The sequence below is a fragment of the Williamsia sp. 1135 genome (assembly GCF_002095395.1).
Lineage (GTDB): Bacteria > Actinomycetota > Actinomycetes > Mycobacteriales > Mycobacteriaceae > Williamsia.
Genome location: NZ_MJEI01000101.1, coordinates 123,151 through 143,797 on the forward strand (window position 1 = coordinate 123,151; position 20,647 = coordinate 143,797).

Annotated in this window: 21 protein-coding genes; 6 read left to right on the forward strand and 15 right to left on the reverse strand. The window is 66.3% G+C overall.

The window, feature by feature from the left end; translation table 11 throughout:
• Position 1: 1 nt before the first annotated feature.
• The 4 genes from gatB to BFL43_RS20240 all read right to left on the reverse strand — a co-directional run bounded on the left by gatB (position 2) and on the right by BFL43_RS20240 (position 4,683).
• Complete coding sequence (gatB, locus tag BFL43_RS20225) at positions 2 to 1,492, reverse strand: Asp-tRNA(Asn)/Glu-tRNA(Gln) amidotransferase subunit GatB (RefSeq protein WP_084894252.1); 1,491 nt, start codon at positions 1,490 to 1,492, stop codon at positions 2 to 4.
• A 101-nt stretch (positions 1,493 to 1,593) separates the two neighbouring features.
• Positions 1,594 to 2,625, reverse strand: a complete 1,032-nt coding sequence (locus BFL43_RS20230) for an ATP-dependent 6-phosphofructokinase (RefSeq protein WP_084894253.1) — start codon at positions 2,623 to 2,625, stop codon at positions 1,594 to 1,596.
• Between the two features lie 117 nt (positions 2,626 to 2,742).
• Entirely contained in the window at positions 2,743 to 3,396 is a 654-nt protein-coding gene (locus BFL43_RS20235; protein ID WP_084894254.1) for a response regulator transcription factor, read from the reverse strand.
• 15 nt (positions 3,397 to 3,411) lie between these two features.
• Positions 3,412 to 4,683 (reverse strand): histidine kinase, encoded by a 1,272-nt coding sequence (locus BFL43_RS20240; RefSeq protein WP_168176684.1) that lies wholly within the window; start codon positions 4,681 to 4,683, stop codon positions 3,412 to 3,414.
• Positions 4,684 to 4,848: 165 nt separating this feature from the next.
• Here BFL43_RS20240 and BFL43_RS20245 point away from each other — a divergent pair, with 165 nt between their 5' ends.
• Both BFL43_RS20245 and BFL43_RS20250 read left to right on the forward strand, forming a co-directional pair.
• Positions 4,849 to 5,454: a hypothetical protein gene (locus BFL43_RS20245; protein ID WP_240498380.1), complete on the forward strand. Its 606-nt coding sequence runs from the start codon at positions 4,849 to 4,851 to the stop codon at positions 5,452 to 5,454.
• Complete coding sequence (locus tag BFL43_RS20250; RefSeq protein ID WP_084894256.1) at positions 5,451 to 6,653, forward strand: alpha/beta-hydrolase family protein; 1,203 nt, start codon at positions 5,451 to 5,453, stop codon at positions 6,651 to 6,653. Before BFL43_RS20245 ends, BFL43_RS20250 begins: the two co-directional genes overlap by 4 nt.
• Before the next feature lie 77 nt (positions 6,654 to 6,730).
• Here BFL43_RS20250 and gatA read toward each other — a convergent pair whose 3' ends face one another.
• From gatA to BFL43_RS20265, 3 genes are all read right to left on the reverse strand, one after another.
• Positions 6,731 to 8,224: an Asp-tRNA(Asn)/Glu-tRNA(Gln) amidotransferase subunit GatA gene (gene gatA, locus BFL43_RS20255; RefSeq protein WP_084894257.1), complete on the reverse strand. Its 1,494-nt coding sequence runs from the start codon at positions 8,222 to 8,224 to the stop codon at positions 6,731 to 6,733.
• A complete protein-coding gene (gatC, locus tag BFL43_RS20260) occupies positions 8,221 to 8,520 on the reverse strand; it encodes an Asp-tRNA(Asn)/Glu-tRNA(Gln) amidotransferase subunit GatC (RefSeq protein ID WP_206186716.1) in 300 nt (99 codons plus the stop codon). The genes gatA and gatC overlap by 4 nt, the downstream gene beginning before the upstream one ends.
• 101 nt (positions 8,521 to 8,621) lie before the next feature.
• Positions 8,622 to 9,239, reverse strand: a complete 618-nt coding sequence (locus BFL43_RS20265; protein ID WP_084894259.1) for an antibiotic biosynthesis monooxygenase — start codon at positions 9,237 to 9,239, stop codon at positions 8,622 to 8,624.
• A 74-nt stretch (positions 9,240 to 9,313) separates the two neighbouring features.
• On the opposite strand from BFL43_RS20265, the gene BFL43_RS20270 reads away from it, so the two are divergent.
• Both BFL43_RS20270 and BFL43_RS20275 read left to right on the forward strand, forming a co-directional pair.
• The gene (locus tag BFL43_RS20270; RefSeq protein ID WP_084836644.1) at positions 9,314 to 9,664 is read left to right on the forward strand and encodes a YbjQ family protein; all 351 of its coding nucleotides are present in this window, start codon (positions 9,314 to 9,316) and stop codon (positions 9,662 to 9,664) included.
• Positions 9,665 to 9,722: 58 nt separating this feature from the next.
• On the forward strand, positions 9,723 to 10,388 hold the full coding sequence (locus BFL43_RS20275; RefSeq protein WP_084836643.1) for an amino acid-binding protein: 666 nt from the start codon (positions 9,723 to 9,725) through the stop codon (positions 10,386 to 10,388).
• Here the strand turns inward: BFL43_RS20275 and ligA are convergent.
• The gene (gene ligA, locus BFL43_RS20280) at positions 10,385 to 12,535 is read right to left on the reverse strand and encodes an NAD-dependent DNA ligase LigA (RefSeq protein WP_084894260.1); all 2,151 of its coding nucleotides are present in this window, start codon (positions 12,533 to 12,535) and stop codon (positions 10,385 to 10,387) included. The genes BFL43_RS20275 and ligA overlap by 4 nt on opposite strands.
• Before the next feature lie 57 nt (positions 12,536 to 12,592).
• On the opposite strand from ligA, the gene BFL43_RS20285 reads away from it, so the two are divergent.
• A complete protein-coding gene (locus BFL43_RS20285) occupies positions 12,593 to 12,997 on the forward strand; it encodes an MmcQ/YjbR family DNA-binding protein (RefSeq protein ID WP_084894261.1) in 405 nt (134 codons plus the stop codon).
• Positions 12,998 to 13,051: 54 nt separating this feature from the next.
• The gene (locus tag BFL43_RS20290; protein ID WP_084894262.1) at positions 13,052 to 13,312 is read left to right on the forward strand and encodes a hypothetical protein; all 261 of its coding nucleotides are present in this window, start codon (positions 13,052 to 13,054) and stop codon (positions 13,310 to 13,312) included.
• A gap of 101 nt (positions 13,313 to 13,413) precedes the next feature.
• Here BFL43_RS20290 and BFL43_RS20295 read toward each other — a convergent pair whose 3' ends face one another.
• From BFL43_RS20295 to BFL43_RS20325, 7 genes are all read right to left on the reverse strand, one after another.
• A complete protein-coding gene (locus tag BFL43_RS20295; RefSeq protein WP_084894263.1) occupies positions 13,414 to 14,427 on the reverse strand; it encodes a vitamin-B12 independent methionine synthase in 1,014 nt (337 codons plus the stop codon).
• Positions 14,424 to 15,566 carry a tRNA 2-thiouridine(34) synthase MnmA gene (gene mnmA, locus BFL43_RS20300; RefSeq protein WP_084894264.1) on the reverse strand — a complete coding sequence of 381 codons (1,143 nt, stop codon included), beginning with the start codon at positions 15,564 to 15,566 and terminating at the stop codon, positions 14,424 to 14,426. The genes BFL43_RS20295 and mnmA overlap by 4 nt, the downstream gene beginning before the upstream one ends.
• Positions 15,566 to 16,786, reverse strand: coding sequence for a cysteine desulfurase family protein (locus BFL43_RS20305; protein ID WP_084894265.1), 1,221 nt, complete (start codon positions 16,784 to 16,786; stop codon positions 15,566 to 15,568). Before BFL43_RS20305 ends, mnmA begins: the two co-directional genes overlap by 1 nt.
• A gap of 64 nt (positions 16,787 to 16,850) precedes the next feature.
• Positions 16,851 to 17,639 (reverse strand): lysophospholipid acyltransferase family protein, encoded by a 789-nt coding sequence (locus tag BFL43_RS20310; protein WP_168176685.1) that lies wholly within the window; start codon positions 17,637 to 17,639, stop codon positions 16,851 to 16,853.
• Between the two features lie 101 nt (positions 17,640 to 17,740).
• Positions 17,741 to 18,586: a GNAT family N-acyltransferase gene (locus BFL43_RS20315; RefSeq protein ID WP_084894267.1), complete on the reverse strand. Its 846-nt coding sequence runs from the start codon at positions 18,584 to 18,586 to the stop codon at positions 17,741 to 17,743.
• A gap of 142 nt (positions 18,587 to 18,728) precedes the next feature.
• On the reverse strand, positions 18,729 to 19,685 hold the full coding sequence (locus tag BFL43_RS20320; RefSeq protein ID WP_084894268.1) for an electron transfer flavoprotein subunit alpha/FixB family protein: 957 nt from the start codon (positions 19,683 to 19,685) through the stop codon (positions 18,729 to 18,731).
• A gap of 47 nt (positions 19,686 to 19,732) precedes the next feature.
• Positions 19,733 to 20,518, reverse strand: a complete 786-nt coding sequence (locus BFL43_RS20325; protein WP_084894269.1) for an electron transfer flavoprotein subunit beta/FixA family protein — start codon at positions 20,516 to 20,518, stop codon at positions 19,733 to 19,735.
• Between the last annotated feature and the right edge of the window lie 129 nt (positions 20,519 to 20,647).

A 20,647-nucleotide genomic window follows, 5' to 3' on the forward strand; every position in this document is an offset into this window, starting at 1 on the left:
GCTACTGGCAGGCCGCCAGCACCAGCTCTTTCACGCGGCCGGGGTCGGCCTGGCCGCGGGTGGCCTTCATGACGTCGCCGACGATCTTGCCGGCCGCCGCGACCTTGCCGCTGCGGATCTTCTCCGCGATGTCGGGGTTGTTGGCCAGGGCCTCGTCGACGGCCTTCTGCAGGGCAGAATCGTCGCGCACCACTTCCAGGCCCTTGTCTGCGATGATCTGCTCGGGTTCGCCCTCGCCGTCGAGGACCGCGGTGACCACCTGCTGGGCAAGCTTGTTGGTCAACTTGCCTTCCTCGACGAGAGCCACGACCTTGGCGACCTGGACCGGGGTGATCGGTAGATCAGCCAGCTCGGTGTCGCGGGAATTGGCTTGCTGCGCAAGGAAGGACACCCACCATCCGCGAGCCGCCTCGACCGGCGCACCGGCGTCGACGGTGGCGATGATCAGGTCAACCGCGCCGACGTTCACGAGGTCGCGCATCACCTCGTCGGAGACGCCCCATTCCTGCTGGATCCGCGCCCGGCGCAGCCACGGCAACTCGGGCAGGGTGGCACGAATCTCTTCGATCCAGTCCGCCGCGGGCTGCACCGGCGGCAGGTCGGGTTCGGGGAAGTACCGGTAGTCGTCCGCGGTTTCCTTCCGCCTGCCCGCGGAGGTCGATCCGTCGGTCTCCTGAAAGTGCCGGGTCTCTTGGACTATCGCGGTTCCCGCGAGCAGAAGCGCTGCCTGCCTGCGCATCTCGTACCGCACCGCGACCTCGACGCTCTTGAGGGAGTTCACGTTCTTCGTCTCGGTGCGGGTACCGAACTCGGTGGCGTCCTTGCGCATCAACGACAGGTTCGCGTCACAGCGCATCGAACCCTGATCCATCCGCACATCCGACACGTCGAGTGACTTGAGCAGGTCACGTAGAGCGGTGACGTACGCCCGGGCGACCTCGGGAGCTCGGGCGCCCGCACCTTCGATGGGCTTGGAGACGATCTCGATGAGCGGCACGCCCGCCCGGTTGTAGTCGAGCAGTGAGTGGCTGGCCCCGGAGATCCGCCCGGTGGTGCCGATGTGCAGGGACTTACCGGTGTCCTCTTCCATGTGCGCGCGCTCGATATCGACGCGCCACGTGGTGCCGTCATCCAAGACGACGTCGAGGTGACCGTCGTGCGCGATGGGGTCGTCGTACTGCGAGATCTGGTAGTTCTTGGGCTGATCGGGGTAGAAGTAGTTCTTGCGCGCGAACGTGCTCGACGGCCGGATGGAGCAGTTCAGCGCGAGCCCGATCCGGATCGCTGACTCGATGGCCTTCTCGTTCACCACGGGCAGCGATCCGGGCAGACCGATGCAGACCGGGCACACCTGGGTGTTGGGCTCGGCGCCGAACGCGGTGGGGCAACCACAGAACATCTTGGTGTTCGTGCCCAGCTCGACGTGCACCTCCATGCCCATCACCGGGTCGAACTCCGCGATCACGTCGTCATAGTCGAGCAAGTCCGTCATGGTACGAGTTTAACCGGCTCCCGCAGCCCGGAATTGGTGGGTTCGGGCGAACAAAACCCCAGGTCGGCATCGCCAAAACCCACCAAGATCGGGGGGTGGGGTCAGCCAAAGAAGGCCGCTGCGTCCTCGTACCGGTTCTGTGGGACGAGCTTGAGTTCCTTGGTCGCCTCACCGATCGGGACGAGTCCGATGTTCGGGCCCTGCAGGCTGACCATCATCCCGGTGTCGCCGTTGTGCGCGGCGTCGGCGGCGTTGACACCGAACCTCGTCGCCAGCACCCGGTCGTAGGGGGTCGGCTTGCCGCCGCGCTGGACATGGCCGAGCACGGTGGTGCGGACTTCCTTGTTGATCCGGCGTTCGATCTCGATGGCAAGTTGCTGCGCGACGCCCGTGAACCGCTCATGGCCGAACTCGTCGAGACCACCTTGGGCCATCGAGAAGGTGCCCTCCTTGGGCTTGGCACCCTCGGCAACGACGCAGATGAAGTGCGAATCACCGCGCTGGAATCGGCGTTTGACCAGCCGGCAGACCTCTTCGACGTCGAAGGGCTGTTCGGGGATCAGGATCATGTGTGCGCCCGAGGCGATCCCGGAATGCAGTGCGATCCAGCCGGCATGCCGTCCCATCACCTCGACCAGCATCACGCGCTGATGCGATTCCGCCGTGCTGTGCAGGCGGTCGATCGCATCCGTGGCGACGGTGAGCGCGGTGTCGAAGCCGAACGTGACGTCGGTGCAATTGATGTCGTTGTCGATGGTCTTGGGCACACCGACCACCGGTACTCCCTCGTCCGAGAGCCAGGTGGCCGCGGTCAGCGTCCCCTCACCGCCGATGGGGATCAGGACGTCGATGCCGTTGTCGTCGAGCGTCTGGCGGATCTGATCGAGGCCGGCCCGGAGCTTGTCGGGGTGGGTCCGCGCGGTGCCGAGCATGGTGCCGCCCTTGGCGAGCAGCCGGTCGTTGCGATCGTCGGCGGCAAGATGGATGCGCCGGTCCTCGAGCAGTCCGCGCCAGCCGTCGAGAAATCCGACCACCGCCGAGCCGTACCGCACCTCGCTGGTCCGGACCACAGCGCGGATGACCGCGTTCAGGCCCGGGCAGTCGCCGCCGCCAGTAAGCACTCCTATGCGCATGTGGTGTCCCGCTCCTCGTCTGACGATCATCGTTCGGGTCGGGCGGGCATCTGCACCGCCATGTTCAATTGTGCAACTCATCGCCGGGTCTGGCTGAGCTACCGGCGTCGGAGGTGGTCAGCGAACTCCGTTTTCATAGGCGTACACCACGGCTTGCGCGCGGTCGCGCAGATGCAGCTTCGACAGCACGTTGCTGACATGGGTCTTGACCGTCTGTTCGGCCACGAACAGATGCCCGGCGATCTCGGCGTTCGACTTGCCCTCGGCGACCTGTTCGAGCACCTCACGTTCACGCGGGGTCAGGCCGGCGAGCTCGCCGGGTTCCGCTCTGCGGGGCCTGCGCCTGCTGGTCACCTCGGCGATGAGCCGGCGGGTGACCGACGGCGCGAGCAGCGCCTCCCCCGCGGCCACGACCCGCACCGCCCGGACGAGCTCCTCCGCGGGCGCATCCTTCAACATGAAGCCGGAGGCGCCGATCCGGAGTGCCTGGTAGACGTAGTCGTCGATGTCGAACGTGGTCAGCATCAAAATCTTGCTCTGCACTTTGGCAGGGCCGGTCAACAGCTGCTCAGCAGCGGCCAGACCGTCCAATTTGGGCATCCGGACATCCATCAACACGACATCGGGGTGCAATTGACGGATCGCGGTGACCGCCGCCTGACCGTCCGCCGCGTCACCGACCACCGAAATGTCGGACTGCGCGCCCAGCAGAGCACCGAAGCCCTGCCGCACCATCGCTTGATCGTCTGCGATGAAGACCGTGATCGACACGCCCCCACCCTACTTTCAGGCCGACTCGGCGACGGGACCCCATTGCCCGAGTCCGGGTGTGCCGACGGCCCGCAGCGGCAGTCGGGCCCGGACCACAAAGCCCCCGTCGGGCTGCGGTGCCGCCGAGAGCACTCCGCCGACGGCCTTGGCGCGTTCGAGCATTCCCGGAATTCCCTGACCGCCAGCCGATTCCAGGTTGATGGGACTGGCGGTCGGCACGGTGTTCGACACCACCACGTCGAGATCGTCGCCCGATACCGACAAGACGACGTCGACCCGGGCACCGGCGGCATAGCGGGTGACGTTCGCGAGCGACTCCTGGACGATGCGGTACGCCACCAGCGCGCAGGCATCCCCGACGTGCGCACCGGAGTCGAACGGTTGATAACTCACGTCGACACCGGCCCCCCTGGTCGCGGCGACGATGCCGTCGATGTCCGCGATCCCGGGGTTCGGGTTGCGTGCATACGCTTCCGCACGAGGCGAATCATCTTCGAGCCGAAGCACTCCCAGCATGACCCGGACCTCGTCGAGGGCCTCTCGTGCAACATCGGCGATGGCGTCGAATTCGGCAGCTGCGGCCTCCCCCACGCCGTCGATCCGGTATTTCGCGGTCTGCGACTGCACCACCACCACCGACATCCGGTGCGCCACAACGTCATGAAGGTCTCGGGCGATCCGCGTCCGCTCTTCGAGAACAGCGTTCTTCGACTTCTCGGTGTCTTTCAGCATGGTCTGCTGGGCCAACTGCGCACGGGACCGCAGGATGATCCGGATCAAGACGCAGATCACTGCCGCGATGGTCAGCCCCACCACCCAGCCGTCCTCGGCTTCCGGCGGCGCCGCTATGTAGACCACGAGACACGAGACCGCCCAGAACACCGGCAACAACCGCAGTGGTGCCCGCAAGTAGGCCAACACCGTCAGCACCAGCAGTTCGATCAGGTGCACCACCTGGATGGTGTAGTTCCAATCGTTGATCCGATCGACGGTCAGGCCGATGACCTGCGCCGAGATCACCGAGATGGCCCACCCCAGGGTCGGGTTGGACCATCCGAACATGATCGGCAAGGCGGCGAACGCCGAGATGATCGGCAACATGGCCGGCTGCACCTCGTGCGTCACGGCCAGGGTCGGCCAGGCAATCGAGTACATGATCAGCGCGACGAGGGTGAAGAAGAGGTTGATCTTCTGACCCAGGAAGTGTGCGACCGCGGGCTCGGTGGCGATCGGCAACTTCTTCGCCTCGTCGACCACGTAATCGGTGGCGGCATTCCACAGTCTCATTGCGCTCACGGTAGCCACCGAACTCTCATCGGTCCTCATACCTGAGAGGGAGATGACGGTCTGACTTTCGGCGCACACCCGCGGCCGACCTCACGCCGGCAGGTCGGCCCGCGATCCCACATCCGACCGATGTGGGCTCGTGCCATTCATTCCTAGATTGGCTTCATGCACGCAGCACGAAGTCGAATGTTGTTGTCCAGCTTGGCGATCTCGTTCGTGGTCGGACTCGGGATGTGGCCGGCGTCCGCGGTGGCGTCGGCCGCCGGTCCGTATGCCGACGCCGCTGACCTGCACACGCCCGCGGGTGCCGCGGTGGCCGCTCTCGTCGGCCCCGACCCCGCGGTCGCCCTGTCGGTTCTACCCGCGGATTTCGAGGCGGAGATGGGCTACCGCCCGGTCCTGGTCGACGGCGCGCCCACCGATCCCGCAGGCGATTGCTCGTCGCCGGTCCCGTTGCCCGGCCGATTCGAGGCGCCGTGCAAGGTCCACGACTTCGGGTACGACCTGCTGCGGCTCGCCGCCAGGAACGGCACGCCGTTGGGCGGATGGGCCCGCGTCGCCCTGGACCGCATGCTGGGCGACAGAATGCATCAGACCTGCAGTAACCCGGTCTGCGACTGGACAGCCGATCTGGCGCATGCCGGCGTTGCCTTCAACACCTGGCGCCAGCGCGACAACGCTCCGGTGGCGAAGGAGTCGACGCCGGCGATCATCGCATCGACCTTCGCCCGCGGCGGCGAAGAGATCATGTCGCTGGCAGGCCTGCGATGAGCGCGCAGCGGTGGCCTCATTCCCTCGTCAGCATCGGTGCGCTGATGGGCGCCGCTGTTGCGTTGGCGCCTGGCTCACTACCGCGCACCGGTCTGTTCGCCGGACTGCTGCTCGCCGCGTTCGGTGGCCTGGGCGCCCTGCTCGGCGCGATCGCGGGTCACTGGCGGTCGTGCGGCGACCGATCGCGACGGATCGTGGCCGCCGTCGCAGGCACCCTCGGTGTCGCGTTCTTCACCGCTATGGTGTTGTGGCAGAACGATCTCCGCGGCGCACTCGATATGCGGCCGGTCGGCGCGGCGTGGATTCTGACCGCGCTCGCCCCGTCGGTGGTCATCGCGGCAGCATGCACGCTGGGTCGCCGGGGCCGCGCCGCGATTGCGGTGCTCGCCGCAGCCGTGGCGCTCACGGCGATGCCTTCACCCGCAGGCGCGAACCCCGTCGACGCGGTGGCGACCACTTTTGTCAGCGCCGACGCGCAACCCTCCTCCTTACGGATCTACGGCTCACTCGAGGGCGCCGACAGCGACTTCGACGACCGCGCCGCGGCGACCGTGCACCACTGGCAGACCGCGGGAGGTATGGAGCGCGGCGCGGTGGTGGTCGCGGTGCCCACCGGATCGGGTTGGGTCGACGGCGACGCGATGAAGGGATTCGAGACGCGGTTCGGGGGCGACGTCAGCGTGATCGCGCTGCAGTACAGCGACATCCCGTCCTGGCAGGCCTTTCTGAGCAGTCCCGAACCGGCCCGCGCGAGCGCCGTCGCGCTGGTGTCCGCGCTCGTGCACACCGTCAGCACCGCTCCGGAATCATTGCGGCCCAACATCTATGTCTACGGGCAGAGCCTCGGCGCCGTGGGTGCCGACGCTGCCCGGTCATGGGCGGAGCGCCGCGCTCCGGACTCCATCTGCCACACGGTGTTGGTCGGCGCACCTGCCGGTTCGGCCACACTCGCAGCAGCGAGGACCACCGTGGTCGCCAACGGCTCGGATCCCGTCGTGCGATGGTCGCCGCGACTGCTGTGGCACCCACCAGAGATGCCGCCGGCAACCAGTTCAGACCTGCCGAGGCCGCCGTGGTCTCCGGTCGCCAGTTTCGTCCAGGCGAGCGCCGACCTGATCGGTGCGCTGTCGTACCCCGCCGGCCACGGGCATCAGTACGGCACGGAGCAGGGACTCACCGTTCCCAGCTGCCCCCGATAGACCGAAAATGGGGCCTTTTGGCGACCATATGCCCAGGTGGGCAGCGCCAAAAGGCCCCATCTTCGGGGTACGGGGGGTCAGACGATCGGGCCTCGGGCTGCTTCGTAGGCGGCACCGACGCGGTAGAGCCGCTCGTCGGCCAGAGACGGGGCCATGATCTGCAATCCGACGGGCAGACCGTCGTCGGCCGACAGGCCCGACGGCACCGACATCGCGCAGTTTCCCGCGAGGTTGACCGGCAGGGTGCACAGGTCGAAGAGATACATCGCCAGCGGATCGTCGACCTTCTCGCCGATCGCAAATGCGGTCGTCGGGGTGGTCGGTGAGATCAGGACGTCGACCGACTCATAGGCCTTGGCGAAGTCGCGGGCGATCAGCGTCCGCACCTTCTGGGCCTGGCCGTAGTACGCGTCGTAGTACCCCGACGACAGTGCGTACGTTCCGATCATGATGCGCCGCTTGACCTCTGCACCGAAGCCCGCTTCCCGCGTCAAGGCCATCACTTGTTCTGCACTGTGGCTGCCGTCGTCGCCGACCCTCAGCCCGTACCGCATGGCGTCGAACCGCGCGAGGTTGCTCGACACCTCCGACGGCAGGATGAGGTAATACGCGCCGAGCGCATAGCTGAAGTGAGGGCACGAGACCTCGACGATCTCCGCGCCACGCTCTTTGAGGGTTTCGACGGCAGCATTGAACGAGCTCAGCACGCCGGCCTGATAGCCCTCGCCCTGGAGTTCGGTGACGATCCCGATCTTGACACCGGAGAGGTCTTCGGCCGCACCGGCTTTCGCAACCGCAACCATGTCGGCGATGGGCTTGTTGATCGACGTCGAATCACGTGGATCATGTCCGGCGATCACCTGATGCAGCAGCGCAGTGTCGAGCACGGTGCGTGCACACGGCCCGCCCTGATCCAGAGACGACGCGCAGGCAACGAGGCCGTAGCGCGAGACCGTGCCATACGTCGGTTTGACGCCGACGGTGCCGGTGACCGACGCGGGCTGACGCACCGAACCACCGGTATCGGTGCCGATCGCGAGCGGAGCCTGGAACGATGCGAGCGCCGCAGCGCTGCCGCCACCGGATCCGCCGGGGATCTTGGTGGTGTCCCACGGGTTCCGGGTGACGCCGTACGCCGAGTTCTCCGTGGAGGACCCCATCGCGAATTCGTCCATGTTGGTCTTGCCGAGGATCGGGATCCCGGCGGCACGCAACCGTGCGGTGACCGTCGCGTCGTACGGGGGCACCCAACCCTCGAGCATCTTCGAGCCGCAGGTGGTCGGTGCGTCGGTGGTCGTGAACACGTCCTTCAGCGCGAGCGGAACACCCGCAAGTGGCGAGGCAGGCGGCTGTCCGGCCGCGACAGCCTTGTCGACCTCGGCGGCAGCGGTGAGCGCTTCACCGGAGTTCACGTGCAGGAAGGCGTGGAGCTCACCGTCCACCTCGCCGATGCGATCCAGGTGGGCCTGGGTGACCTCGACAGCGGAAAGGTCGCCGGAATGGATCTTCTCGGCGAGTTCGGCGGCGGATTGTCCCGTGATGGCACCGGACTCGCGGGTAGCGGCGCTCATTCGTCTTCTCCGAGGATCTGCGGTACGGCGAATCGTCCCTGCTCGACGTTGGGCGCGCCGGACAGCGCTTCTTCCGTAGTCAGGCCTGGAACAACGACATCGGGCCGCAGCACGTTGGCCAGATCGGCCGGGTGCGCGGTTCCGGGGATGTCGGCGGCGGCGACCTCGGAGATGTTGGCGACGTGCGACAGGATCGAATCGAGCTGTCCTGCGTAGTGGTCGAGTTCGTCGTCGGTCAGCGCCAGCCGCGACAGCCGGGCCAGATGCGCAACCTCATCGCGCGAGATGGCAGACACGCAGATGCACCCTTTCTAAAGTCGGTGGAGTGGCTCACGGCCGTGGGCCGGACCCCGAACCAGACTAGTCGCCGAGCGCACTCCCCCGGCAGGCCGTCCGGTCACAACCACCGTTTGAGCCGGGCGGTGATCCACGGCAGGACCAGGTAGACCATCAGCGGTGTGTTGATCAACGTCGCGATCAGGGTCTTGACCACCAACGGCAGGGCGCCCAGGTGAGCGATCACCAGGAAGTTGATGGCCAGGCTCAACGGAAAGAAGCCCAGCCAAATGGTGATCGCCTGTTTCCAGCGCGGCGGCGGGGCATTGAGGATCCGAACCGCGTTCGTCAACGTCGACTGCGGCTCGAACCAACCCTCGATACCCGACAGACGATGGGTCGCGTACTCGACGGCGATGCCTTCCCCGCGCGACAACCACGCCTTTCGGACCGGCGAGGACACCCAGTCGTCGACCTGTGCGTGGGTCTCGAATCGGTACATCACGTAGTACTCGTCGCGAATCTTGGACGAGCGGACCCAGCCGCCACCCAGGAATCCGGGGAAAGTCCGGGCCAGCGCGATGCCGGCATCGGTCCAGGCGACAAAGTCGTGTTCGCGCTCTGGTTCGATCCGTCGGGCAACGGATGTGGTCACATCTGAATCGTCCTGCCGATCGGGCAGATTCGACTGTTGCTCGGTCGGATCACCGGAGTCTTGTGGACTGCGTTCGGTAACCATGACGTCATGGTCCCGCCTTCTGGGTGCGAGTGCATAACCCTGCCGACATCGCGCCTGCTCGGTAGGGTCGACGAATGATCATCGTCACATCCAATGAGATCCCCGGCTACCGGATCAACTACGCGTTCGGCGAGTGTTTCGGCCTCACGGTTCGCTCCCGAAACATCGGTTCGAACATCGGCGCCGGATTCAAGGCCATGGCAGGCGGTGAGCTCAAAGGCATCACCCAGCTGCTGCACGACTGCCGCCAGGAAGCGCTGCAGCGCCTGGCAAACGAAGCCCAGCAACGCGGCGCCAACGCGGTCACAGCGTTCCGTTTCGAGACCACCGAGTTCGGCGGTACCGGCATCGAGGTCTGCGCATACGGAACCGCTGTCGCCATCGAACCCCTGCCCGGAACGGTCCCCGGTCCCAGCGAGTTCTGACCGGGTCCGACGGCGGTCGCGACCGGGCGCGCGGCGCGGGTGAGCGCGCGGTGCGACAATATCCGGCGTGTCATACCTCTTGCGCGTCTACCTCCAAGACCGCCCCGGATCTCTCGGGTTGCTCGCTGTCTCGCTCGGCTCCATCGGTGCCGACATCCTGTCGCTCGATGTCGTCGAGCGCGGCGAGGGCTACGCGGTCGATGACATCGTCGTGGAGGTACCGCGCGGCGCCCTACCCGACACCCTGATCACCGCGGCCGAGAAGGTGGACGGTGTCCGGGTCGATTCGATTCGGCCTTACACCGGAGTCCTCGAGACCCATCGCGAACTCGAACTCGTCAACGACATCGCCGGTGCGGGCCGCGAACGGTTGCAGGTGCTCGTCGACGCAGCTCCAGGTGTACTGCGCGTGGCCTGGGCGACCATCATCACCTCGGGCGGCGCCGGCGCCATTCAACTGTTCGGCAGCTCCAGTGCTCCCGAAACCCAAGTGACCGATGCGAGTTGGCTGCCGATCACCCACGCTCAGGAACTCGATCCGGAATCGGATTGGGTGCCCGCACTATGGCGGGACATGGACACCCGCTTGGCCGCAGCACCAATCGGTTCGCCGGGCAAGGCACTGCTCCTGGGCCGTCCCGGTGGGCCCGACTTCCGCCCCTCGGAGATCACCCGCCTGGGCTACCTCTCGAAAATCGTGACGACGGTGCTGGCCCAGCCCTAGTCCTCGACCGTCTTGTCCGCGTCTTCGGTTTCTTCGTCCGAGTCCGCGGCGTCCGGCTCCGCCGCCGGGGGCCCCTCGGCGAGCAGCTTCTTGAATCCGTCCTCGTCGAGGATCGGCACCCCGAGTTGCTCCGCCTTGGCCGCCTTGGAGCCGGGAGATTCACCGAGGACGACAAACGCGGTCTTCTTCGACACCGACCCGGACGCCTTGCCGCCGCGGACCAGGATCGCTTCTTTTGCTCCGTCGCGCGAGAAGTCCTGCAGTGACCCGGTCACGACGATGCTCAAACCCTCGAGGTTGCGCGGGATGGATGCATCACGCTCATCTTCCATCTGCACCCCCGCGGCCCGCCACTTCTCGACGATCTCCCGGTGCCAATCCACCTCGAACCAATCGACGACGCTCTGCGCCAACGTGTTTCCCATACCTTCGACATCAGCCAACTGTTCGACCGTCGCGGACTCGATCGCCGCGAGATTGCCGAACTCGGTGGCCAGCGCCCGCGCCGCACTCGGCCCGACATGCCTGATCGACAGACCCACCAACACTCGCCACAGCGGTACCTTCTTGGCTGCCGCCAGGTTGGCAAGCAACCGTTTGCCGTTGGCTGAGAGTTCCCCGGCCTTCGTGGTGAAGAGATTGGTCTTGAGCAGGTCGTCCTCGGTGAGACTGAACAGATCACCCTCGTTGTCGAGGACATTGTTGGTCAGCAAGGCGGACGCCGCCTCGTAACCCAGCGCCTCGATGTCGAACGAACCGCGGCCGGCGATATGGAACAACCGCTCGCGTAGCTGCGCCCGGCAGGATCGACTGTTTGGGCAACGGATGTCGGCGTCACCCTCTTTCTGCGGCGCCAACTCGGTGTCACACTCGGGGCAGTGCGTCGGCATCACGAACTCGCGCTCGGTGCCATCGCGCAGATCGACGACGGGCCCCAGCACCTCCGGGATGACATCGCCCGCCTTGCGGATGGTGACGGTGTCACCTATCAGCACGCCTTTGCGTTTGACCTCGGATCCGTTGTGCAGCGTTGCCATCGAGACGGTGGACCCGGCCACCAACACCGGAGTCATCGAGGCGAACGGGGTCACGCGGCCCGTCCGGCCCACGTTGACCAGGATGTCGAGCAGCTTCGTGGTCGCTTCCTCGGGCGGGTATTTGTAGGCGATGGCCCAGCGCGGCGCTCGCGAGGTGGATCCGAGTCGACGTTGCAGGCTGAAGTCGTCGACCTTGACGACAATGCCGTCGATCTCGTGTTCGACGTCGTGGCGATGTTCGCCCCAGTACTCGATCTTCTCCAAGATGGCTTCGGCGCCAACGAGTTTGGTGGTGTGCTTCGACACCGGTAGCCCCCACGCCCCGAGTGCCAGATAGATGTCGTGCAAGGTCTTCGGCGTCATCCCTTCGAGCCGGCCCAGCCCGTGGCAGATCATGCCGAGTCGGCGCCGCGCGGTGATCTGCGGATTCTTCTGCCGCAGGGAACCTGCGGCGGAATTGCGCGGGTTGGCGAACGGCGCCTTGCCGGCCTCTACGAGGGACGCGTTCAACGCCTCGAAATCCTCGACCCGGAAGAAGACCTCGCCGCGGACCTCGAGCAGGTCGGGGATGGGGTACTCGTCCGATTCGGAGAGACGATGTGGGACGTCGTCGATGGTCTTGGCGTTGAGGGTGACGTCCTCCCCTGTTCGTCCGTCTCCGCGGGTGGTGCCGCGGACGAGCACACCCTTCTCGTACACCAGGCTCAGTGCGACCCCGTCGATCTTGAGTTCACAGAGGTAGTCAAGGCCGGTCCCAGCGTCCGCCTCCACCCTGGCCACCCACGCCCGCATCTCGTCGGCGTCGAAAACGTTGTCCAGCGACATCATCCGCTCGAGATGGTCGACCGCTTTGAACTCGGTCGCGAAACCACCGCCGACCAGCTTGGTCGGCGAATCGGCGACCGCCAGCTCCGGGTATTGCTCTTCGAGCGCCTGGAGGTTGCGCAGCAACGTGTCGAACTCGCCATCGGTGATGACCGGCGCATCCTTCACGTAATAACGAAACTGGTGATCACGCAGCTCTTCCGCCAGCTTCGACCACGTCTCCCTGGCCGCGGACGGCGTCGGTTCAGCGGGCGTCTCTTCGGTGATATCTGCACTGTCGGCCACTCAACCAAGATAGTCGAGTGGACCGACAGATCATCCGAGGTCTTTTACGCTGGTCCCATGCCGCACCCGATCATGTTCTCCGACGACGACCCGGTCTTGATCCGGCTTCGCGAGGTCGCGCTCGCGTTTCCTGACGCGACGGAGGTCGTCGCACACGGTCGGCCCACCTTTCGCGGCGGCAAGATGTTCGGGATGTACGGCGGCGGGGTCAAGGGAGGGCCACAGTTCGAGACCTCCCTGCTGTTCAAGGCCGAGGAGACCGACCGCGCCGCCCTGGAGCAGGATGCCCGGTTCTTCTATCCGGCGTACGTGGGTCCGTACGGCTGGCTGGGTCTGGACTTGTCGAAGAAACCGGATTGGCGGGAGGTCGCAGAACTGCTCGACGCGAGCTACCGTCTGATCGCTCCGAAAAAGCTGATCGCCCGTCTCGATGACGGAGAGCGACCTGCAGAACTTCGCTGATCGATGGGTGTGGCGGCGGCAGGACACGCGACCTCACCTGCATATACTCCTCGCATGCTCATCATCGGTCTCATCTTGTTCGGCATGCTGATCGGCGCCGGCGCCCAACTCATCGTCGGTAGACCCGAAGGTGGGATCAACTGGGGTCTGGCCATCGTCGCCGGCCTCGTCGGATCATTCATCGGCGGTCTGCTCATCAGCCTCATCGCCGGCGACGGCCTCGATTTCCGGCCCAGCGGCATCATCGGTTCGCTGGTGGGCGCGATACTGGTGACAGCAGGGTGGCTCTGGTACAAAAAGCGCTCGGCCGCCTGACCGGCGGCGCGGGCTGCACCTCGACGGGCGACCGCAGGTCCGTTCGTAATAGCTCATACAGGTCAGAGTCGACCCGGCGGCGAAATGTTCCCGGCAGTGGTTCAGACTGCGGTCGGGTCCGCCAGTAACCCTTGCGCCGCAGTCGAACACAGCGCGAGAGCCGTCTTGGCCCACTCTTCGTCCGCACCCGCCAGTCCGCAGGCCGGACTGATGACGACATGCTCGGCAAGCACCTTGCGCGACAGACCGATCCGATCGGTCAGTTCTGCACATGAGGCAGCGACCTGCTCTGCCGCGGGTATGGGGTCCGGGGCGGTACCGGGTATTGCCCCGATGATCACGTCCCGGCCCTCGTCGAGGAGCTGACCGATGCCGTCGAGGTCTGCCGTCCGTATCTGCGCGAGATCGACGCTGACGCCGGTGAAACGAGTGCGTGCCAGCAGATTCCAGGGAACGTTCGCCGAGCAGTCATGCAGGATCACAGGCCTGTCGACCACGGTCATGAAGTTGTCGAACTGTTCGGCGAGCACCTGCTCGGGGATCGGGTTGATGATGTTGAACCGCGTCAGCGGAGTCACCGAACCTTCGATCACCCGGCTGATCATCGGCTCGTCGATCTGCACGACCACCGTGGAACCCGTCCGTTTCTGGACCTGATCGGCATGCACGCGAAGGCCTTCGGCCAGCGAATCGACGAGATCGGTCCAGGCCCCACGGTCGTGCAAGATCTTGTGCCCGTTGGTGAGTTCAACCGACGCGGCGAGAGTGAACGGTCCACAGGCCTGCACTTTCACCGTCCGATCGGTGCCACGCAGGCCCGCCCGCTCCCACGCCTCCTCGAACGCGTCGAGGTCGGCGCTGAGGAAGTCACGACTCCGCCTGCCCATGACCGACTGCCTGGTCGAGAGTCGGTACCCCGACGCGGCATAGTCCATCGGCATGTCCACGAGCAGTGCCGCCGCACGACCGACCATGTCGGCGCCGAGCCCACGCGCAGGTAACTCGGGAAGAAACGCGAACTCGCACTCGCCTACGCTGATCTCGGCAGCTCGAAGCGGGTCGAGCCCCGGCATCGACCCGACGCCGGTCCCGGTGCCCACCGGGATGGAAGTCACTTGCCCGCGCTGGTGGCGAGTTCGCCAGGGACCGAACCGGTGACCGCGATCCGGCCGCTGCCGAGCACCAGATCGCCCGCGTCGGCGTCGGGCCGGTAGAGCACCGCCGCCTGTCCACGGGCGACTCCGGTCAACGGACTGCGGAGCCTGATCCGGAATGCCGGCCCCTCCACGCCGTCGGTGCCGTCGCCGTTCATCGGTTCGACGTCGGCGAGAGCCAGCCCACCATGTGCGCGGACCTGCACCATCGCCTCGAAGGGTTCGGTCGGCGTCGTGCCCGAGGTCCAGATGGCACGGCGCGCAACAATCGTCCAGACCTGCAGGTGCTCAGACGATCCCACCGTGACCGTGCCGGAATCCGGGTCGATCTCGGTGACGTAGCGAGGCTTGCCGTCTGCGGCCGGGGCATCGATACCCAGCCCCTTGCGCTGACCGATCGTGAATCCGTGCACACCCTCGTGGTCGCCGAGTTCGGCACCGGAGTCGGCGTCGACCACCTTTCCGGGCCGGACACCGATGGTGGCACCGAGGAAGGCTCGGGTGTCGCCGGTCGGGATGAAGCAGATGTCGTGGGAATCGGGCTTGTTCGCCACCGACAGCTCGCGAGCTGCGGCCTCGGCGCGGATCTGGTCCTTCGGGGTGTCACCGATCGGGAACATCGCGCGCGAGAGCTGCTCCGGGGTCAACACGGCCAGCACGTAGGACTGGTCCTTGTCCTCGTCGACGGCCCGGCGCAGTTCCCCGTCCTCGAGCCGTGCGTAGTGTCCGGTGGCCACGGCATCGAAACCCAGCGCGACCGCGCGCTCTGACAATGCCGAGAACTTGATCTTCTCGTTGCACGTCAGGCACGGATTCGGGGTCTGGCCGGCCGCGTAGGCCGCCACGAACTCGTCGATCACGTCGTCCTTGAAGCGGTCGGCGAAATCCCATACGTAAAAAGGGATTCCGAGCACGTCGGCGGCGCGGCGGGCGTCTCCGGCGTCTTCGCGCGAACAACAACCTCGTGAACCGGTGCGTAGGGCGCCCGGGGCGGTGGACAAGGCGAGATGCACGCCGACCACGTCGTGACCGGCGTCGACGGCACGTGCTGCCGCCACGGCAGAGTCGACTCCGCCACTCATCGCCGCTAGTACCCGCATCAGCGCTCTCCCGCCATAGCCGTCGCCATTCCTGCCGCCCGTGCCCGCGACACCACCTCGCCGATGACCGCTCCGACGGCGTCGATCTCCTCTGCGGTCGTCGACGGGGCCAACGAGAACCGCAGCGAGCTGCGGGCGCGGGCGGTGGAAACGCCCATCGCGGTCAGCACGTGGCTGGCCTGCGCCACCCCCGCCGTGCACGCCGACCCGGTGGAACACTCGATGCCGTTGGCGTCGAGCAACATCAGGAGCGAATCACCCTCGCAGCCGGGGAACGAGACGTGCACGTTCCCGGGCAACCTGTCATCGCCGAGCGGCCCGTTGATCACACAGTCATCCGTGGACCGCGTGAGCACGTCGAAAAGCTTGTCCCGCAGTGTCGCGACAGCAGGCATCGTCGTCGTCAGCTCACGAACCGAATGATCAAGCGCTACAGCCATTCCGACCGAAGCTGCCACATCCGGAGTACCGGACCGGACATCGCGTTCGTGTCCGCCCCCGTGCAGCAGGGGTACACAGTCGACATCGCGACCCAGCATCAGCGCACCGATGCCGTGAGGGCCTCCGAACTTGTGGGCGGCCACGCTCATCGCCGAGAGGCCGCTCGCCGTGAAATCGATCGGCAGGTGGCCGGCAGCCTGGATGGCGTCCGAATGCATCGGCACACCGAACTCACGGCAGATCGCGGCGAGTTCGACGACCGGCTGGACCGTGCCGACCTCGTTGTTGGCCCACATCACGCTGACCAGAGCCGTCTCGTCGGCGTGAGCGGCGAGTTCGGCGCGCAGGTCCGCGGGATCGACCAGTCCGCGACTGTCGACAGGCAGCCAGGTCACCTCGGCGCCTGCAGAGTCGGCCAGCCACAGCACCGGGTCCAGCACGGCGTGGTGCTCGATGGCGGAGGCGATGATGCGCGGCCTGCCATTCGGGCGGGCGGCGTCGGGCTTGTTGCGCGCCCAGAAGATTCCCTTGACGGCCAGGTTGTCGCTCTCTGTTCCACCGCCGGTGAAGATCACCTCGGACGGACGCCCACCCAGCGACGCGGCGATCGATTCGCGAGATTCCTCGAGCTGCCTGCGCGCTCGGCGACCAGATCCGTGCAGCGAGGAAGCGTTGCCGGCCGTGCCCAGGATCTGGTTCATCGCCACGACTGCGGCGGGAACCATATGGGTCGCGGCGGCGTGGTCGAGGTAAATCGGGCTTCGATCGGCTGAGAACATGACCAACCAAGGATAACCACATCTGCAGGTGGTTCTGTTCCCGCTGGTAGCTGCCGTGCCCGGATCAAGCCGCGAGGGCCACCGAGGTGGTGTCCTCCGAGGTCAGCGCAACCGGATGGCCGAACACGACTCGTTCGCAACGCAACGCCAGCTCACGACGGTCGTCCCCGGGAAGCTGCTGCTCGCACATCTGTATTCGGACGACGAGGCCCTTCGCCGCCAGGACTCTGCGCATCGTGTCGCCGATGTCGTCGGCGCCGATGAAGCACGCAGCTGTGCTCAGCTCGCCGGTGGATGTGTGGAAACTCACCACCACCGGGTAGATGGGGACACCCGTATCGACCGCCGCCTGGAAGAGCGCGGGCCGGAAACGGCCACCGCCCCGCCCGCACCGCGTGGTGCCCTCGGGAAAGACGCCCACGTTGTCCCCGGCGAGCAGACCACCGCGCGCGGTGTCGACGACGGCGGGGAGTTCGCGCAACGATTCCCGCCGGATCGGGATCACCGCGAGCCTGCGGGTGATGGGGCCGATGACCGGCCAGGTCGCCAGTTCCGCCTTGGCCACGAAACGTGCCGGCCTCACCGAAGCGATCGCGAGCACGTCGAGGAACGAGATGTGGTTGGACACGATCAGACCGTGGTCCGATCGATCCCGGGGGCCCGAACCGGTCTGGTGGTCCGGGTGATCCAGGTGGTCCGGTCGATCGTCATGGACCTCGATCCGGATACCGAGCGAGGTGATCAGCAGGTGCGCGGCGGTCCGGACGTAGCGTGCGCGGGCGCTGCGGGGCAGCAGGCCGATGGCCATACCCACCGACAGCACCACAACCGCGGTGGTCAGCAGAGCGAACACCCGCCATCCTTGCCGGACCCGGCCGGCCACCGACTCGTCGGTGAGGCAACTGTTGTCGCACGAGCTGGACGGGAACCAGCTGTGCGTCGCGCACGCGCCCACTATCGCGCGCCTGCCGTGATCTGGCGCAGTCGTTCCAGATACCTGGTGTTGGCCCGCCTGCGGTCGAGCACGGTCGGGAAGTCGGCGACCCCGAAGTCCGGGTCGTGGGCGGGCTCCCCGCAGATCCAGGCACCCATGCGCAGATATCCGGTCAGCAGGGGCGGAAACGCCAGCCGCGCGGGTGCAACGATCTCATCGAGTGACTTGCCGTCGAGCACCACCGGCCGATGGGGGTGAACCTGCCAGGGCCCGCGGTGGCGGTCGGAGACGAAGTCGCGGATCCCCCGGATCTGGGACCCCGCGATCCCGCCGTCCACGTCCCGCAGGACCGGGACCGACGTCGCGCCCATCAGGTAGCGGTAATCCGTGCGCTCGAGGTAGACGAGGATGCCGGCCCACATCAGCGCCAGCACCGCACCCGAGCGGTGCTCGGCCGCCACACAGGCCCGGCCCATCTCCACCGTCTGTGGAGCGAGGTCATCGAGCTCGGCGAGGTCGAACTCCGTTGCGGTGTAGAGACCTCCCGCGGCGATCGCGCCGGGCGGTGGCAGCAGCCGGTAGCAGCCGACCGCCTCTCCGGTGAGGTTGTGGCGCACGATCAGGTGGTCACAGTGTTCGTCGAATCGGTCGGTGTCGCGGCCGTCGGTGACCGCCGCCATCGAATCGGCGAAGCCCGGTTCGCCGGCGAACACGCGATAGCGCAGGCGGGTGATCAGGTCGATGTCGTGGAGGTCGGTGCTCAGGAACAGGCTGTAGGTCGAGCCGGATACGAGTGCTGCAGTGATTCTGGTCGAGCTCCGCTGCGCTGCGTCTCCGGCAGTGGTGGTCTCTGCGGTAGTCCTCATAGGCACAGGTGTATCGACCCGGATGTACCTCGCGGCAGCGGCGGCGTGACGTGTCGATGCAAGGTGCGTGAACAGCAAACGACCCCCGGGCCGGGGGCCAGGGGGTCGTTCGACTGTTCAGGCTGTCAGCAGCCGAGCGGTGTCACTTGCGTGCTTTGACCGCTTCGGTCAGCTGCGGCGCGACGTTGAACAGGTCGCCGACGATGCCGAAGTCCGCGATCTCGAAGATCGGGGCCTCTTCGTCCTTGTTGACCGCAACGATCGTCTTGGAGGTCTGCATGCCTGCGCGGTGCTGGATGGCACCGGAGATGCCGAGCGCCACATACAGCTGGGGCGAGACCGTCTTGCCGGTCTGACCGACCTGGAACTGACCCGGGTAGTACCCGGAGTCGACTGCGGCGCGCGATGCGCCGACAGCGGCACCGAGCGAGTCGGCCAGATCTTCGACGACCGAGAACTTGTCGGCACTGCCGACACCGCGGCCACCGGAGACCACGATGGTGGCCTCGGTCAGCTCGGGGCGATCGCCACCGACGTTGGGCTCGACCTTGGTGATCTTGACGCCGTTCTCGGGCGCTGCGGGCACCTCGACATCGACGCGCTCGCCGGCTCCGGCCTGCGGTGCGGCCTCGACGGCACCCGGACGGACCGAATACACGGGAACGTCGCCGCCGGCGGTTGCCTCGACGGTGAAGGCGCCACCGAAGATGGAGTACACACCGGCGCCGCCTTCCTTCACCTCGATGACGTCGGCGTGCACGCCTGAACCCAGGCGCGCGGCCAGACGGCCGGCGATCTCTTTGCCGTCCGCGGTCGCGGCCACGATCACGCCGGCGGGCGATGCCTGCTCGACGACGGTGCCGAGGATGTCGACCTGCGGGGTGATCAGGTAGCCGGCGACGTCATCGGACTCGGCGACGTAGATCTTCTCTGCGCCTGCCTCTTTCAGTGCGTCGGCGATGCTGTCGGTGGTCCCGGGCTTACCCGCGACGACGACCGACGGGCTGCCCAGCGCACGGGCAGCGGTGATGAGCTCAGAGGTGACCTTCTTCAGGGCACCTTCGGCGTCCAGCTCAGCGAGGACAAGTACTTCAGCCATGGTGGTTACTCCTTGGGACTGTGGTCGATGGGTGGTGTGGCCGGCCGTCAGATGATTTTCTGACCGACCAGGTACTCGGCGACCTTCGTGCCGCCGTCACCCTCATCGACAACCTTCTCGCCCGCGGTCTTCGGCGGCTTCGGGGTCGAGCTGGTGACCGTCGAGCCGGCGTTGGCCAGTCCGACTTCTTCTGCTTCCACACCGATGTCTGCGAGCGAAAGAACCTGAACCTCTTTCTTTTTCGCAGCCATGATGCCCTTGAAGGACGGGAAGCGAGGCTCGTTGATCTTCTCGCCGACGCTGACGATGGCCGGGAGAGTGGCCTCGAGGTGGAAGATGCCCTCGTCGGTCTCGCGCTCACCGGACAGCTTGTCGCCGTCGACACTGAGCTTGCGCATGTGGGTCAGGTGCGGCAGTTCGAGGTACTCGGCGATGATCGCGGGCACGGCGCCGACGCGGCCGTCGGTCGCCTCGTTGCCTGCGATGACCAGCTCGACACCTTCGACGGTGCCCAGGGCGCGGGCGATGACCCATGCGGTCTGGATCGCATCGCTGCCGTGGATCGCGTCGTCTTTGATGTGGATCGCCTTGTCGGCGCCCATCGAGAGAGCCTTGCGGATGGCATCGGTGGTGCGATCGGGTCCGACTGCGAGCACCGTCACCTCGCCTTCGCCTGCTTCTTTGATCTTCAGCGCCTCTTCGACGGCCTTCTCGTTGATCTCATCGAGAACGGCGTCGGCAGCTTCACGATCGAGGGTGTAATCACCATCGCTGAGCTTGCGCTCGGAGTAGGTGTCAGGGACCTGCTTGATCAGAACGACAATGTTTGTCATGGGTCTTCGTCGACCTCCTGCGTAGGGTTCTGGACAACTTACCGAAAGGAACTTACTAAGCGGTAAGTACTCCGGGGTCTTAACCACCTTAGCGCGGCCTAATGCCAGGTCGAACACCAGATTACGCGC